Genomic DNA, 14,319 nt, shown 5'->3' with positions numbered 1-14,319 from the left:
GTCAGGAGCCGCCAGCATCGTGGCGGTTCCGAACAATTCTCGAAACGATGCATTGGGACGGAGAAGCATCGATGGACTACCTCAAGTATTGGACCCCTGTCCTCGTCGTGGCGTGCTCGGCGGCAGGCCTGTTCGCCGGGGGCGACTGGATGTGGGTCGGCATCGCGACCTTCCCGATCCTGGCGATCCTGGATTCGATCGTCCCGCGCGATTTCGGCGTGCGGAAGATGACCAACGCGACGCTGGCCAACATTCCGATCTGGCTGTGCTGCGTCGGCCCGGTGGCGCTGTATTTCGTCTTCGCCTGGTCGCTGTCGGTCCACGACCTGACGATCTGGCAGAAGATCGGCGGCATCCTCAGCGTGGGCTGGATGGGCGTGATTCCTCTCGTTCCGGCGGCGCACGAGCTCTACCACATGCGCAATCCGATCGCGCGCACCGTCGGCCGCTACGGACACCTGTGCATCCTCGACTGCACGCGTGACATCGGGCACGTGGTCGGCCATCACATCGACGTGGCCACGCCCGATGACGGCGACACTGCCGCGCGTGGAACGACGCTGTACAGCTTCACGCCGAACGCCGTGATCGAGAGCACGAAGTACGCGCTGAAGATGGAAGCCGGCGCGCTGCGCAAGAAGGGCCTCAGCCCCTGGCATTACAGCCACCGCCTGTATCGCGCGTTGTTGGCGCTGGTGCTGTTCCACGTCGTGATCTTCCTGATCGGCGGCTGGGAAGCGAACCTATGTGCGCTGGCTGGCCAGATCGTGGCGCGCTTCTGGGTCGAGTCGTTCAACTACTTCCAGCATTACGGCGTGATCCGACTCAAGGGCGCGCCGATTGGCCGTCGTCACCTGTGGAATCACCTGGGCTGGTTCTCGCGCACCTGCGGCTTCGACATCACCAATCACGCCGACCATCACCTGAATTCGTACCAGGTCTACTACAAGCTGGTGCCGCACAAGGAAGCGATCCTGATGCCGTCGGTGTTCGTCTGCTTCCTGTCTGCACTGATTCCGCCGCTGTGGCACGAGGTGATCATCAAGCCGGCGCTCAAGCGCTGGGATCTCGAATTCGCGACCAAGGAAGAGCGCGTGCTCGCCGCCGAGCAGAACCGCAAAGCCGGATGGCCGGACTGGCAGAACGAATCGCCCGAGCTCGTCGGCAAAGCCGCGACCGTCGGAGTCTGATCCGGCAACCCGCTTCACATCGCGCCACTGATCTCCGGACGAGGTCAGTGGCGTTTTCATTCCTGCGAGAACTTCCGTGATCTACAAAAGCATCGACCTGAGCGTCACCGAGGGCGTGGCTCGCCTGACGCTCAACCAGCCGGAACTGGGCAATCCGTTCAACGCGGCGTTCTGCGAAGAGCTCGCGCAAGTCGCGAACGCGCTGTCCGGTCGCAACGATCTGCGCGCGGTGCTCATCACCGGGCGCGGCAAGTTCTTCAGCGTGGGTGGCGACATCCGCATGTTCGCCGACGATCTCGACAACCTGCCGGACAACATCCGCACCTGGACCGCGGGTCTGCACATGGGCATCGCGCGTCTGCAGCGTCTGAACGCGCCGCTGATCGCGTCGGTGCACGCCACCTGCATGGGCGGCGGCGTCGCCTTGATCGCGGGCTGCGACATGGTGCTGGCGGGCAAGAGTGCGCGCTTCGGAGCGGCCTATCCGCAGATCGGCTACACCTGCGACGCGGGTGCCTCATTCGTGCTTGCCGCGCGCCTGGGCATTGCGCGCACGCGGCGCTTCTTCCTGTTCAACGAGATGCTGGATGCGCAGGCCGCGGCTGGCATCGGCCTGATCGACCAGCTCGTCGACGACGCATCGCTGGCCGAGGAAACCGAGAAGGTCGTGCGCCAGCTCGCGTCGGGCCCCACTCGTGCGTTCGGCGCGGTGCGCAAACTTGTGAACCAGGCGTTCCGCCAGCCGTTCGAGGCGCAGCTCGAGGACGAGGCGCAGGCCTTGGCGATCGTCGCCGGCAGCGCGGACGCACGCGAAGGCATCACGGCTTTCGTCGAGAAGCGCAAAGCAAAATTCCAGGGTCGCTGAGGCGGCCTCAGATCCGAAAGATACGAGGGGGAACGCGACATGTGGCTGCACTACGAGATCAAGAACCTCGGCGACATCCCGCGCCATTACGCGCGTACCAAGGCCGATCAGCCGGCGCTGATCGACGGCCTCGGCCGGCGTAGCTGGAAGCAGCTCGACGATCTCAGCAATCGCATCGCAAACGGCCTGATCGGCGCCGGCATCCAGCCCGGCGCGCACATCGGTTTCTTCGGCAAGAACTCGGCTCGCTATTTCGAGCTGCTGTTCGGCATCAACAAGGCCGGCGCGGGCATCGTGCCGCTGAACTGGCGGTTGGCGGCACCCGAAGTCGCGGTCGTCATCGACGACGCGCAGTGCGCACTGGTCTTCGTGGATCGCGAGTTCGTCGACGTGCTCGCTGCGGTCGAGAAGCTGTGCAAGCGGAAGTTCAAGACCATCGTGTTCGACTCCACGCGCGCGGATGCCGCGGAGTTCGAGAACTGGCTGGGCGAGAGCACGGCGCAGGATCCGGACCTGCGCATCCACCCCGGCGACACCGCGATGCTGATCTACACCTCGGGCACGACGGGCAAGCCCAAGGGCGTGCAGCTCACGCACGGCGGACTCAACGCGATGCGCCTGTGCGAGCACCTCGAGCCGGCGTACGAGTGGCGCGAAGGCGACGTGATGCTCACCGTGATGCCGGTGTTCCATCTGGTCGGCACCGGCCTGTCGGTGCAGGCGCTGTACAACGGTGCCGCGGTATCGCTGCTGCCCGCGCTCGAGCCGGGCAACATGCTCAAGCTGATCGCGCGCGACCGCCCGACGATCTGCGCGCTGGTGCCCACCGCGATCCAGCTCGTGCTCGATCACCCGGACTCGAAGACCGCCGACTTCTCGTCGCTGCGCCTGGTCATGTACGCCGGCTCGGCGATCAGTTCCACGTTGCTCAAGCGCGCGCTCGAAGAGATGAAGTGCCGCTTCATGCAGTTTTATGGCGCCACCGAATCCTCGGGTGCCATGACCCTGCTGCGGCCCGAACAGCACGACGTCAACAACGAAGCGCGCCTGCGCTCCTGCGGCACGCCGCTGCCGCTGATCGAGATCAAGATCGTGGACCAGGAAGGCAACGAGGTTGCGCCGGGATCCAACGGCGAATTCTGGGCGCGCATGCCCAACATGTTCGGCGGCTACTGGAATCAGCCCGAGGCGACGGCCGCGGTGATGAAGGACGGCTGGTACAAGACCGGCGATGCGGGCTTTCGCGACAAGGACGGCCTGCTGTACATCGTCGATCGCGTGAAGGACATGATCATCACCGGCGGCGAGAACGTGTACTCGGCCGAAGTCGAGCAGGCGCTCGCCAAGCATCCGGCGATCCGCCAGTGCGCGGTCATCGGCCTGCCCGACGCGAAGTGGGGCGAGCGCGTCACGGCCGTCATCATTCCTGCGCCCGGCGCGACGCTGACGCAGGAAGAAGTCATCGCACACTGCCGTTCGCTGATCGCCGGCTACAAGGTGCCCAAGGAAGTCCGCTTCGTGGAAGCCTTCCCGATGACGGCGACCGGCAAGATCCTGAAGCGCTCGGTGCGTGAGCAGATGACTCGCGGCTCCTGAGGCGTTGCTTGGGATAGAGAGGATTTCACCGCAAAGGCGCAAAGGGAAAAGAAAGGACGCAAAGGAAATCAACAATCATGGAAGCGCTTGCTCCGACTGCACGCGAGCTCTCTCTTCCTGAAGATGGGTGTGCACATCTGACTAGCGCACGTCGCCCCATCGATCTTTGCTTTTCTCTGCGTCCTTTCTTTTCCCTTTGCGCCTTTGCGGTAAATGACGTTCCGTAAACGACGTTCTGTAACGTCCAGCACTACGAATAAACAGGGGAGAACACACGATGACTTTCACGTCGCTTCAGAAGCGCATGGTCGGCCAGGGCGCGGCCGTGATGCTGGTCGGAATGATCGCGGGCATCGGCCTGCTGATTTCGCTGCTCGGCGGTATCGAGCTGATTCCCGGCCGCATCATCGAATTCGGCATTCCGGGCGACACCGGCGCCTGGGTTCGCACGCACATCGGCGGCATGCTCAACGGCATGCTGATCTTCGTCGTCGCGATCCTGCTGGGGCCTCTCGGATTCGCCGAGGCCGCCGCCGGGCGCATGTACTGGATGCTGGTCGGCACCGGCTGGGCCAACACGCTGTTCTACTGGGCGGCGCTGTTCGCGCCCAATCGCGCGCTGAGCGTGGCCGACAACAAGTACGGCGAATCGAACTTCGCCTCGATCATCGGCCTGGTGCCTGCGCTGGTGTTCGCGGTGATCTCGATCATCGCGATCTTCATGCTGATGCGTCAGGCATTCGCGTCGGCGCGAACTTAGTCGTAGCCCGGACGAAGTCCGGGGGCTTCTTCCTCATCCCTGAGAACAGCCCCGGACTTCGTCCGGGCTACGGGGGCGAGCTAGATGGCGTCGACGAGGTTTCGCGTCTGGTTGAGGACCGGGCCCACGGGCCGGCGCGACGCGCGCGCGGCAGCACGTTCGATCGGCTCGAGCGTGATCGCGAACGTGACCTGGTCGCGGCCGCGAACCTCGGCGGGAATCTGGAACGTGACGCTCGCATCCTTCTCGCTGGGCAGCACGCCGATCGCGACCGGGTCGGTGTCCGGCACCAGGCACCAGAGCTGGAGTTGCTGGCGCCCGCTCTGGAAGAAGTCGTCCGAGGCCACCGCGATCAGGTGTTCGTGGTCGGGCGTCAGGCTCAGCAGCCAGCCCTTCGCCGAACCCGGGATGCGGACTTCGGCCGCGTAGATCGGCCAGGCGTCGCCCGGCTCGCTCGGGCCGGCGGCCGTCGTCGTCGCGACGGGGCTACGTCCCATCTGCGGCCTTGAGACGTCCGCGTCGGAATAGTGCTGACCCAGCAGGAATGCCAACGCGAGGCTCGCCGCGGTGGCGAAACCTGCCGCGTAGGCCCACACGCTGCGTGCGCGACGGCGTCGTACCGCCGGCAGCCGCAGGGGCTCCGGCACGCTCGCGACGGTCGGCGCGATGCGGCGCAACAACTCGGCGCGTACGTCCAGCGGCGGCGCCACCGGCGACAGCACCTGGCCGAACTCGCTGAGGCGCTGCTCCCAGAAATCGCGCTGGAAGCGCGCTTCCTCGTCGGTCTCCAGCAGTTTCTCGAAGCGCCGGCGCGCAGCGCCGTGCAAGGTGCCGAGCACGTACTCGGCCGCCAGTTGCCGCAGCAGTTCCGCATTGTCGTAACGCATGTGCCGCTCCTCCTGTGCCGCCGTACCGCCTCTGCACCGCGCTGCTAACGCTCCAGGCATTCGCGCAGACGCGCGAGTCCCCGGCGGATCCAGGCTTTCACCGTCCCCAGCGGGGCGTGCATGGCCTGTGACAGTTCGGTGTGGGAATACCCTTCGTAGTACGCGAGAAGGACGCTTTTCCGTTGCACCTGTGTCAGGCCGCGCATGCAACGCATCAGGCGCTCCAGCCCCTCGCTCTCCACCGCACGGTCTTCGGGACTGGCTTCCTGCCCGTCGATGTCGATCGCCTCGGGTGATTCCGTATCGGAGACTTCGATGTCACCGTCGCGGCGGCTGCGCAGCAGGTCGAGGGCCCGGTAGCGCGCCACGCCGATCAGCCATCCGATCGGCTCGCCCTTGCTCGCGTCATAGGCCTCGGCCCGCTGCCAGACGCGCAGGTAGCTGTCCTGCAAGGCTTCCTGCGCCCATTCCGGGCGCCGCAGCATGCGCATCAGCAGCCCGTACAGGATCGGGCTGGTCAGGTCGTACAGCTCGGCCAGCGCGCGCGGGTCGCCGCCCGCCACGCGGGACAGCAGGACCCCCAGATGCTCCCGCTCTTCGGCTGTGGTCTGGATCACGCCCGGCTCCGATCAGCCCGGCGGGGCGGCCGACGGGATCGCGGGAGGAATGAAGACCGACTCGAGCAGGAACGGCGCGTCGAAGTGTTCGCGCCCGACATAGGCCGGCGTGTGATGCCCGTACTGCTTGAGAGCGCCCGGATGACGGACGCCGCTCGACCACATCCACGAGGGGTCCGGTCCGTCGGAACCGGGCACGAGACCGTCCGGGCTGAACAGGCTGTGCGAGCCGCCGGAAGGAAGCGGCAGCGTGTACAGCTCCTCGTAGCGGCGCAGCTCGTACGTGGCCGTGCGCTCGGCGCGCGCAGACGCGAGCGGCACCACGCGACGCACCGCGTGGTTGCCGGCCTTCAGACGCACTGCGCGATCCTGTTCCGCCACCTGGCCCTGCGGAAGGAAACCGGCCTGCTGCCAGTAGCCCGCGTTTTCGCGCCGTGTCAGCGGCTGAACCGGGAACCAGTAGTGCGAATGCCCTGACGCATGCAGGCTCTCGTAAGCCAGCGGCTTGGCGTCCATGTCCAGCGTCACACGCCACAGCAGCCCGTCGATGGCAGGTGACGACGGCGCACCGTTGCCGCGAAACCAGAAGAAATAGGTGATCTGCATCACCGGATCCTTGCCGAAGCGCGAGAAGCTGATCGAGTAGTTCACCAGGGCCTGCGTGCTGTCGACGTCGACGCCGCTCCCCGTCAGCCGCGGCAGGCCGGGCCGGTCGGCATCGCTGGCGGTCTCGATCCACAAGGACGGCGCGTAGCGCTGGGTCAGCGTGAGCCACTGCGTTTCGGTGAGGCCGGGCAACCCGAACTCGTCGGGCAGCGCGCGGCGGAAATTCACTTCCTCGTAATCCGGCTCTTCCGGCGGCTTGACGCTCCACAGCGTCAACACGCCACCCGAATCGAGTTCCGGCAACGGCCGATCGAAATCCTTGCGCACGGCTTCCTGCTCCGCCTGGATCCGGGAGCGCAGCAGCGGAACGGCCAGCGGGTACAGGCCCACGGCGCGGGCCACGCCGGAGTAGGCGTCGTCGGGTTGCGCCGTCGACTTCAGCTTCTCGAGATTGCCCGGGTCGTCGAGCTCGAAGGTGGCGAGCGTGCGGCTGCAGTTGAGGAAGCGGTCGCGCTGCTGCCCGATCTGGTTGAACGTCATGCCGAGGTTCAGGTACTCGAACTCGCGCGATTCCTGATCCAGTTCGCGCATGCGACGTATCCATCCGGCGGTCTGCTCCGGCCCCTCGATCTCTTTGGCATACGAGGCCAGCAAACGATCGATGCGCAGATAGGGATAGCCCGGCACCCGGTAGTACGCGGCGTCGCCGACACCGGCGGACGCAACCCGGGCATCCATCGCCGCGTACTCATCGCGACAGGTGTCGAAGCCCTTGTACCAGCCGACGTAGACCGACGGCGGCGGAAGGATGGGGCCGCAGCCGGCCATGCCCAGGAGAAGAAGCCACAGCAGTGCATGGACACGGCGGGTCATGCGAACTCCGTTGGTCGTATGGAACCCTACCGTTACGGCTTGGCGGGCGCCGTGGACGCGGGCACTTCGCGGAACGTCCACTCCATCGTCACGTTGGCGGTGCCTGTCCACAGGCCGAGCCACGTCGCATTGCCGTTGAGCGGCAAGGGCAGCGGCAGGCTGACGCTGGCCTTGCCGTCGGACTTCGCGTGCCGCAGGACCTCGGTCATCCAGTCCACCGCCGGGGGCGGCATCGGCTGCGGCTGCTGCTCGCGGCTGGTGTGCCCGTTCTCCGTGTATTCGGTCATCCCCACCGGCCGCGGCACGAAGATGGTCTCCTGGTACATCGGCTTGTCCTTGTCCTTGGTGTCGATGACGGCCAGGAAATGCCGGCACAGCAGCAGCCCGTCCGACGCATTCACGGTGTCGGCCGAGCGACGTTCGGAAAACGGGATGAAGGCCTTGGCGTCCTTGTTGTAGCGCACGCCTTCGACGAGCAGCTTCAGCGTCACCCGTGTCTTCTCCGGGCAGTCGTCGTAGGGGACGAAGTACTCGTACTGACCCGGGTCGCTGTCCTCGTTCATCGCCTCCGGATACTCCATCGCCGCCATGATGATGGCCGCGTCCATCTGCAGGTTGTAGTAGCAGGTGGGGTCGCCTTCGCACGCGATGTTGGCGCGCTGCAGCGCGAGCGTGAACGCCTGCTTCTCTTCGGGCGTCTCCGGAAGCTTGGCCGGCTGACCGGGCTTGCCCAGGCGCTCCTTGGCCATGCGCGCGAGGTGGATGGTCTTGGCTTCGAGGCGGTTGTTGAGAATCGGATCCAGCAGGTTGCGCAGGTGCAGCTTGCCGTCGCTGCGCAGGCGCGTGGTGATCTCGTAGCGTTGCTGCGTGCTGCCCTTGGACCACTGCTCGCCCGGGTGTTCGGGGTCGTTCTTCTTCCACTCCTGCGTGGCGTCGACGGTGGCCACGACGTGCAGCTCGCGCACGCTCGGAGGCACCCGGATGGGGCCGGTGGGCTCCGCGGGCTTGGCGGCCGCTGCCGCGGCGGCCGGCTTGGCGGGTGCAGCGGCTTTGGGCGCAGCAGAAGGCGGGGCCGAGGGTTTTGCGGGCGCGGGTTTCGCGGGAGCCGTCTTCTTCGGAGCCGGAGCGTCCGCCGCGGGGGGCACGGGCCCCGCGGACGCCGGCAGAGCGATCGCCGCTGCGAGCAGGGGAGCGATCAGGCGGGACTTGAATCGCAGGTCGAAGCGCATCGCGAATCTCCTCTTTTCTGGGCATGACGCGCAGCGACGATCCTCGTGCGGATCGCGTTGCGCGGTGAGTTCCTACGATACGACGCCGCGGTTCGCCTGGATCACGGAAAAGCGGGAGCTCTGGCGCTCAGAACGCAACGCCATACAGCAGATACAGCCCCAGCGCGGCCACCGATCCGTGGCCCGCGATCAGGAACAGCGGAGCGCTCTGCTTGAACAGCACGCGGAAGAACAGCAGTCCGCCGACGAAGCCGCTGGCGAACACCACCAGGGCCCACCATGCGAGATCGGGCGTCGCATCGCCGCCCTGCAGGTTGACCCAGAACAGGAAACCGAGCGCCGCGAGGCCTCCCAGGCCATGTCCGATCGGGATGAAGGACGGGATCTTGATCTTGGCCAGGATCATGCCCGCCATCAGCAGGCCGCCCGCTGCGATCGCGGCAAAGAACAGGAACGCTATCTGGATGTGAGTCATCTGGATCTCCCCTTGCTATGCGTGCTGTGCACGCATCGACGCGCACCAGCCCTACGCTGGCGCATCACTTCGATTCCCGTCAGTACCACGAAAGCGGTACCGCGCCCCCTCAACTCAGGTTGGGGTGCCGCACGGCGGTCGCGTCCTCTGCTCCCGCTGGTCCCGAGTGCCTCACCACGGCTTTCGCGTGAGGCGCATCGAGGAAGGGACAGGAAAGAAGTCGCGTCCGCTCCTCGCTACGGCATCTTCGCGATGTGGCTTTCGTCGGTGAACTTGTCGTAGAAGATCGACTCGAGCGTCATGCCGACTTCGGTCATCGACGCGATGCCGGCGTCGATCATTCCCGGCGGGCCGCACATGTAGCCTTCCGCCTCGGCCCAGTTGATGCCCGGCATCGCGTCGGTGATGAACTGCGTGACGAGGCCGCGCGCGCCCTTCCAGGCGCTGTCGGCCGGCTCGTGCGAGAGCACCGGCATGAACACGAACTTGTCCGCCCAGCCCTGCTCGATCTGCCTGATCTGCTCGAGGCAGTACAAGTCGGCTTCGGTGCGCGCGCCGAACAGGAAGGCGCAGGGACGCTTCACGCGATCCTTGCGCGCTTTCTCCAGCACGCTCATCAGCGGCGCAAGGCCCGAGCCGCCGGCGATGCAGATCATCGGCGTGGAACCGGGATGAAGATGGAACGCGCCGTGCGGGGCCTCGATGTCGAACGGCACATCGGTGAGCCGGCCGGCGAACAGGTCTTCCGTGAACGCGCCCTTGGGCACCTTGCGGATGTAGAAGCTGACCTGCTGGCGACCGTCGCGATCCGGCGCATCGGCGAACGAGTAATTGCGCGCGCGGCGGATGTTGGGGTACTTCAGGTTGGCGTACTGGCCGGCGACGAAGTTCACCGGGCGATCCAGCTCCAGCGTGATCTTCTTGATGTCGTGCGTGAGGTCCTCGGTCGCCACGATCTTGCCGGTGTACTGCTCCGGTTTGGGCGCATCGGACGCGGCGCTCTCGACCTCGACCTGCGTGAGCGGATCTTTCGGGATGGCCTGGCAGGCGAGGATGAAGCCCGCCGCGATCTCCTGCTGCGAGAGCGTGTAGCCAAAGTCGGTCAGCGCACTGACGCGACCGGTCTTGAGCTTGCACTTGCAGGAGCCGCAGGTGCCCACCGTGCAGTTGTGCGGGAACGGCACGCCGTTCTTGAGCGCCGCCTCCAGCATCGTTTCGCCGCTGGGAACTTCGTAGCGCGCTCCGAACGGGGCGACCTCGACGAATTTTGCTTCCTTCGCACCGAACAGGGACTTGAGGAAACCCATGTCGACTCTCCCTTGATTTTGGTCGCTTTGACTGGCTGCCAGGGCGTTCAGAACGAGCGCTTGCAGGAAATAGTAGGATACCATACGATTTCTGACAACAAGCTTCGCACTGTCTCCGGGACTGCTATCGGGACGGTATACAGACCTCGGGATCAGAGGCCATGGCGACGGTAAGTACCGGAGGAGAGAATCGGTGAATACCCCTGCGAACAGACAGATTATCCTGGCAGAGCGCCCGCGCTACATCGTTCCCACTGCCAGCATCTTCAAGCTCGGCAGCGCGCCGATGCCGCAGATCGAAGAAGGCCAGGTGCTGTTGCGCACGCTCTGGCTGGCCATGGAATCGACGCTGTACGCACGCGTGCAGCGCGTCACGGCGATCCAGCGCGATCCGATCAAGCTCAAGGACGCCATGGTCGGCTCGGCCGTGGGTCGTGTCGTGGAATCGAAGCATCCGCGCTTCAAGGTCGGCGATCTCGCCAGCGGTCTGTGGAACTGGGCCGACTTCGCCGCGGTGAAGGGCGAGCGTCTGCGCAATCTCGACTTCGGTCCGCAGAAGCCCAGCTACGCGCTCGGCCCTTATGGCCTTCCGGGCTTCGCGGCCTACATCGCGCTCGATACCTTGGCGCCGCCGCAAGCCGGCGAGACCGTCGTGGTCGGTACCGCGCTGGGAAGCCTGGGCCACCTCGCGGGGCAGATCGCCAAACTCAAGGGCTGTCGTGTCGTCGGCATCGCCGGTTCGGCGGAGCGGTGCCAGCTCGCGGTGGAGAAAGCCGGCTTCGATGTCTGCGTGAATCGCGAAGCCGAGGACTTCGAAGCCCAGCTCAAGGCGGCGTGCGGAAAAGGCGTCGACGTCTATGTCGAGACGCTCGGTGGTCGTGCGCTCGATGCCGTCGTTCCGCTGATGAACACCGGCGCGCGCATCGCAGCGGTGGGCCAGATGGCGACGCCGCATTTCGGCGAGGCCTTGGCCAGGGGCCGCACGCAGAACACGATGAACTTCATGTCCGAGATCATTGCGCGACGCCTGAGCGTGCGCGGCCTGGTTGCCTCCGACCACGTGCAGGGCCGGGTCAAGGTCTTTCACCAGCAGATGAAGGCCTGGCTCGATGAAGGCCGTATCAAGCCGATGGAAGACGTCGTCGCCGGGCTGGAAAACGCGCCCGATGCGTTCCAGGGCGTGTTCGAAGGACGCAATCGCGGTACCCGTCTGGTCAAAGTCGCGGATTAACACGCCGCGCGCACATCAATCGATTCACGGAGAGAGCATGAACGCAGCAGCATCAGTGAAGGCCAAGGCGGCCCTGGTCCGCAATGTCGGCGGTCCGTTCACGGTGGAAGAAGTGGATGTCGCGGCGCCACGCGATCACGAGGTGCGCGTGAAGATGGTGGCGGTGGGCATGTGCCACACCGACATCGTTGCGCGCGACGGCTTCCCGGTTCCGTTGCCGATCGTGCTTGGGCACGAAGGGGCGGGGGTGGTCGAATCGGTCGGCGCGAAGGTCAAGAAGGTCAAGGTCGGCGATCACGTGGTGCTGAGCTTCAACTCCTGCGCAGACTGCCCCACGTGCAACCAGTCGCTGCCGGCGTATTGCTACAACTTCCTGGCGAACAACTTCTCCGGCGTGCGTCCGGCCGATGCCTCGACGGCGCTCAGCCAGAACGGCAGCGTGGTTCACGCCAATTTCTTCGGGCAGTCCTCATTCGGTTCCTACGCGGTCGCACACGAGCGCAACACGGTGGTCGTCGACAAGAGCCTGCCGCTCGAACTGCTCGGGCCGCTCGGCTGCGGCATCCAGACCGGCGCCGGCGCCGTGATCAATTCGCTGGGTCTGAAGAAGGGCGAGTCGCTGGCGGTGTTCGGCGGCGGCGCAGTGGGCCTGAGCGCGCTGCTCGGCGCGCGTGCGGTCGACGCGGGCATCGTGATCGTCGTGGAACCCAATGCCGAGCGCGGCAAGCTCGCGCTGGAGCTGGGTGCCACGCACGTGATCAATCCCAAGGAAACCGCCGATGTGCTGGCGAAGATCAAGGAGCTTGCGGGCGGCGGCGTGACGCACGCGGTCGACACGACCGGCATTCCGGCGGTGATCGCGGTGGCCATGGAAACGATGCTGCCCAACGGCATGCTCGGCCTGATCGCCGTGCCGCCGCCGGACGCGATGCTGCCGGCGAACATGATGAGCATGCTGATGCGCGGTGTCGGGGTGAAGTGCATCACCGAGGGCGATGCCGATCCGCAGACGTTCATTCCGCAGATGCTCGGCTACTACAAGGCCGGCAAGTTTCCGTTCGACCGGCTGATCAAGAAGTTCCCGTTCGACCAGATCAACGAAGCCGCGCACGAGTCGGAGAAGGGCGTGGCGATCAAGCCGGTTCTGGTGTTCTGAACCGGGCTGTACGGACATAACCAGAGAACGAGGAGCTACTCATGCAGCAGGAAAACATCGGATCGCAGAAGGCGGGACTTTGGTGCACGTTCGTCTTCGTGGCGCTCACGGTCATCGGCTGGCTGGGCATCGCGCATTTCTGGGCGCCGGCACCGGCCGATATCGGGATGGAGGCCACCAAGATCTGGTTCACCGAGACCTACCAGTGGCAGACGATCCTGGGCTGCACGATCTTCTACATCGGTGCGGGCCTGCTGACGCCGGGTTCGATCCAGTTCGCGATCATGCTGTCGAAGATCGAAGGCAAGTGGCCACTGTGGTCGATCACCACCGGTGTCTGCGGCATCTTCATTTCGCTGATCATCTTCTTCAACTGCTGCGCGTGGATCGTCGTGGCGTACCGGCCCGAGTTCGGTGCCGACGTCATCCAGGCCTGGTACGACTGGTCATGGTTCGCGTTCCTACTCGGCTGGATCTATCTGGCCATCGAGATGGTCGCGACCGGCGTCGTGGAGCTGATGGACAAGCGCGAGGTGCCGATGATCCCGCGCTGGTTCACCTGGGCGACGTTTGCGGGCGCCGTCTCGCTGGTCACCGCTGCGGGGCCGGCCTTCTTCAAGAGCGGCCCGTTCGCGTACCACGGCCTGCTCGCGTTCTACCTGCCGGTCTTCGTCTGGGGCACGTATCTGGTCGGCACGACGATCTTCATGCTGCGGGAGCTGGATCGGCAGGAAGCGCGCGTGGCGTCGCCGCTGGGTGCTCCGGTCCGCGCGTGAGCGCTGCGCGAACGTAGCCCGGACGAAGTCCGGGACACGGCTCGGAAGAGCGCAGCAACTGAAGAAGCCCCGCAATCACGCGGGGCTTCTTTTTGGGGGCAGGCCTCCCGGACTTCGTCCGGGCTGCGGTGGCGTCTCAACGCGATGCGAGTTTCGGCACCAGGTCCGCGAACCGGGCGAGGTGCCCTGCCAGGAACTTGCGCGTGCTCTCGACGGTGACGTTCCCGTCCGCGTCGATCAGCTCCGGCTTGAACTGCAGGTAGCACTCACCGCCGAGCACGATGCCGCTGACGGCGCCGAGGATCTGCCGCAGATGCTGCTGGCCCACGGCCGTGCCGATGGCGCCGGGCGAGGTGCCGGTGATGAACGTCGGCTTGTCGCGCCAGACGTTCTGGTCCGCCGGTTTGGATCCCCAGTCGATCGCGTTCTTCAGCACCGCCGGCAATGAGCGGTTGTGCTCGGGCATCACGATCATCAGGCCGTCGGCCGATCGAACTTTCGCGGTGAAGGCGTCGACGCGCTCCGGACGCGCGCCTTCGAAGTCGCGGTTGTAGAGCGGCAGATTCTCGATCTCGACTTCACGGAACGACAGGCTCGGTGGCGCCAGCTTCACCAGCGCGCCCGCGAGCTTGCGGTTGATCGATTCGCGGCTGTTGCTGCCGACGATGTAGGCGATGTCGTAGGAGGTCATGGGCTCGAAGGGTCGGAAGGATTCGTGGGACAGCTCGTGGAGCAGCGGCGGCGGCCGCCG

Annotated in this window: 14 protein-coding genes; 7 read left to right on the top strand and 7 right to left on the bottom strand. The window is 65.6% G+C overall.

From position 1 onward, the window contains the following. The first annotated feature begins 71 nt into the window (after positions 1-71). The 4 genes from DFR24_RS19265 to styC all read left to right on the top strand — a co-directional run bounded on the left by DFR24_RS19265 (position 72) and on the right by styC (position 4,411). On the top strand, positions 72-1,190 hold the full coding sequence (locus DFR24_RS19265) for an alkane 1-monooxygenase (protein ID WP_133883031.1): 1,119 nt from the start codon (positions 72-74) through the stop codon (positions 1,188-1,190). Between the two features lie 76 nt (positions 1,191-1,266). Further along, positions 1,267-2,055, top strand: coding sequence for an enoyl-CoA hydratase/isomerase family protein (locus DFR24_RS19260; RefSeq protein WP_162851318.1), 789 nt, complete (start codon positions 1,267-1,269; stop codon positions 2,053-2,055). Between the two features lie 39 nt (positions 2,056-2,094). Then, the gene (locus tag DFR24_RS19255; protein ID WP_133883029.1) at positions 2,095-3,651 is read left to right on the top strand and encodes a long-chain-fatty-acid--CoA ligase; all 1,557 of its coding nucleotides are present in this window, start codon (positions 2,095-2,097) and stop codon (positions 3,649-3,651) included. Positions 3,652-3,928: 277 nt separating this feature from the next. Beyond that, positions 3,929-4,411 (top strand): styrene-oxide isomerase StyC, encoded by a 483-nt coding sequence (gene styC / locus DFR24_RS19250; protein WP_133883028.1) that lies wholly within the window; start codon positions 3,929-3,931, stop codon positions 4,409-4,411. Between the two features lie 80 nt (positions 4,412-4,491). Here the strand turns inward: styC and DFR24_RS19245 are convergent, their stop codons facing one another. The 6 genes from DFR24_RS19245 to DFR24_RS19220 form a co-directional block, all read right to left on the bottom strand. After that, on the bottom strand, positions 4,492-5,298 hold the full coding sequence (locus tag DFR24_RS19245; RefSeq protein ID WP_133883027.1) for an anti-sigma factor: 807 nt from the start codon (positions 5,296-5,298) through the stop codon (positions 4,492-4,494). Positions 5,299-5,342: 44 nt separating this feature from the next. After that, positions 5,343-5,915: a sigma-70 family RNA polymerase sigma factor gene (locus tag DFR24_RS19240; RefSeq protein ID WP_246051720.1), complete on the bottom strand. Its 573-nt coding sequence runs from the start codon at positions 5,913-5,915 to the stop codon at positions 5,343-5,345. 12 nt (positions 5,916-5,927) lie between these two features. Next, positions 5,928-7,394: a hypothetical protein gene (locus DFR24_RS19235; protein ID WP_133883026.1), complete on the bottom strand. Its 1,467-nt coding sequence runs from the start codon at positions 7,392-7,394 to the stop codon at positions 5,928-5,930. Between the two features lie 32 nt (positions 7,395-7,426). Then, positions 7,427-8,623 carry a hypothetical protein gene (locus DFR24_RS24745; protein WP_210772411.1) on the bottom strand — a complete coding sequence of 399 codons (1,197 nt, stop codon included), beginning with the start codon at positions 8,621-8,623 and terminating at the stop codon, positions 7,427-7,429. A 127-nt stretch (positions 8,624-8,750) separates the two neighbouring features. Continuing rightward, on the bottom strand, positions 8,751-9,098 hold the full coding sequence (locus DFR24_RS19225) for a hypothetical protein (protein WP_133883025.1): 348 nt from the start codon (positions 9,096-9,098) through the stop codon (positions 8,751-8,753). A 236-nt stretch (positions 9,099-9,334) separates the two neighbouring features. After that, positions 9,335-10,405: a 2Fe-2S iron-sulfur cluster-binding protein gene (locus tag DFR24_RS19220; RefSeq protein WP_133883024.1), complete on the bottom strand. Its 1,071-nt coding sequence runs from the start codon at positions 10,403-10,405 to the stop codon at positions 9,335-9,337. A 193-nt stretch (positions 10,406-10,598) separates the two neighbouring features. Here DFR24_RS19220 and DFR24_RS19215 point away from each other — a divergent pair, with 193 nt between their 5' ends. The 3 genes from DFR24_RS19215 to DFR24_RS19205 are packed head-to-tail and all read left to right on the top strand — an operon-like array spanning position 10,599 to position 13,568. Continuing rightward, a complete protein-coding gene (locus DFR24_RS19215; RefSeq protein WP_133883023.1) occupies positions 10,599-11,636 on the top strand; it encodes an NADP-dependent oxidoreductase in 1,038 nt (345 codons plus the stop codon). A gap of 37 nt (positions 11,637-11,673) precedes the next feature. After that, a complete protein-coding gene (locus DFR24_RS19210) occupies positions 11,674-12,792 on the top strand; it encodes an NAD(P)-dependent alcohol dehydrogenase (RefSeq protein WP_133883022.1) in 1,119 nt (372 codons plus the stop codon). Between the two features lie 41 nt (positions 12,793-12,833). Then, entirely contained in the window at positions 12,834-13,568 is a 735-nt protein-coding gene (locus DFR24_RS19205) for a hypothetical protein (protein ID WP_133883021.1), read from the top strand. 136 nt (positions 13,569-13,704) lie between these two features. Here the strand turns inward: DFR24_RS19205 and DFR24_RS19200 are convergent, their stop codons facing one another. Then, positions 13,705-14,259: an NADPH-dependent FMN reductase gene (locus tag DFR24_RS19200; RefSeq protein ID WP_133883020.1), complete on the bottom strand. Its 555-nt coding sequence runs from the start codon at positions 14,257-14,259 to the stop codon at positions 13,705-13,707. Between the last annotated feature and the right edge of the window lie 60 nt (positions 14,260-14,319).

The organism is Panacagrimonas perspica, assembly GCF_004364935.1.
In the GTDB taxonomy this organism is placed as follows: Bacteria; Pseudomonadota; Gammaproteobacteria; order Nevskiales; family Nevskiaceae; genus Panacagrimonas; species Panacagrimonas perspica.
The sequence above is the reverse complement of the archived record's forward strand: the minus strand, read 5'-3'. Positions and strand labels throughout refer to the sequence as shown.

What these genes read in the sequence shown, in the direction of transcription:
- DFR24_RS19200 (WP_133883020.1), bottom strand. Translation starts at nt 14,259, where the DNA reads ATGACCTCCTACGACATCGCCTACATCGTCGGCAGCAACAGCCGCGAA.
- DFR24_RS19245 (WP_133883027.1), bottom strand. Translation starts at nt 5,298, where the DNA reads ATGCGTTACGACAATGCGGAACTGCTGCGGCAACTGGCGGCCGAGTAC.
- styC (WP_133883028.1), top strand. Translation starts at nt 3,929, where the DNA reads ATGACTTTCACGTCGCTTCAGAAGCGCATGGTCGGCCAGGGCGCGGCC.
- DFR24_RS19220 (WP_133883024.1), bottom strand. Translation starts at nt 10,405, where the DNA reads ATGGGTTTCCTCAAGTCCCTGTTCGGTGCGAAGGAAGCAAAATTCGTC.
- DFR24_RS19235 (WP_133883026.1), bottom strand. Translation starts at nt 7,394, where the DNA reads ATGACCCGCCGTGTCCATGCACTGCTGTGGCTTCTTCTCCTGGGCATG.
- DFR24_RS24745 (WP_210772411.1), bottom strand. Translation starts at nt 8,623, where the DNA reads ATGCGCTTCGACCTGCGATTCAAGTCCCGCCTGATCGCTCCCCTGCTC.
- DFR24_RS19265 (WP_133883031.1), top strand. Translation starts at nt 72, where the DNA reads ATGGACTACCTCAAGTATTGGACCCCTGTCCTCGTCGTGGCGTGCTCG.
- DFR24_RS19225 (WP_133883025.1), bottom strand. Translation starts at nt 9,098, where the DNA reads ATGACTCACATCCAGATAGCGTTCCTGTTCTTTGCCGCGATCGCAGCG.
- DFR24_RS19205 (WP_133883021.1), top strand. Translation starts at nt 12,834, where the DNA reads ATGCAGCAGGAAAACATCGGATCGCAGAAGGCGGGACTTTGGTGCACG.
- DFR24_RS19255 (WP_133883029.1), top strand. Translation starts at nt 2,095, where the DNA reads ATGTGGCTGCACTACGAGATCAAGAACCTCGGCGACATCCCGCGCCAT.
- DFR24_RS19210 (WP_133883022.1), top strand. Translation starts at nt 11,674, where the DNA reads ATGAACGCAGCAGCATCAGTGAAGGCCAAGGCGGCCCTGGTCCGCAAT.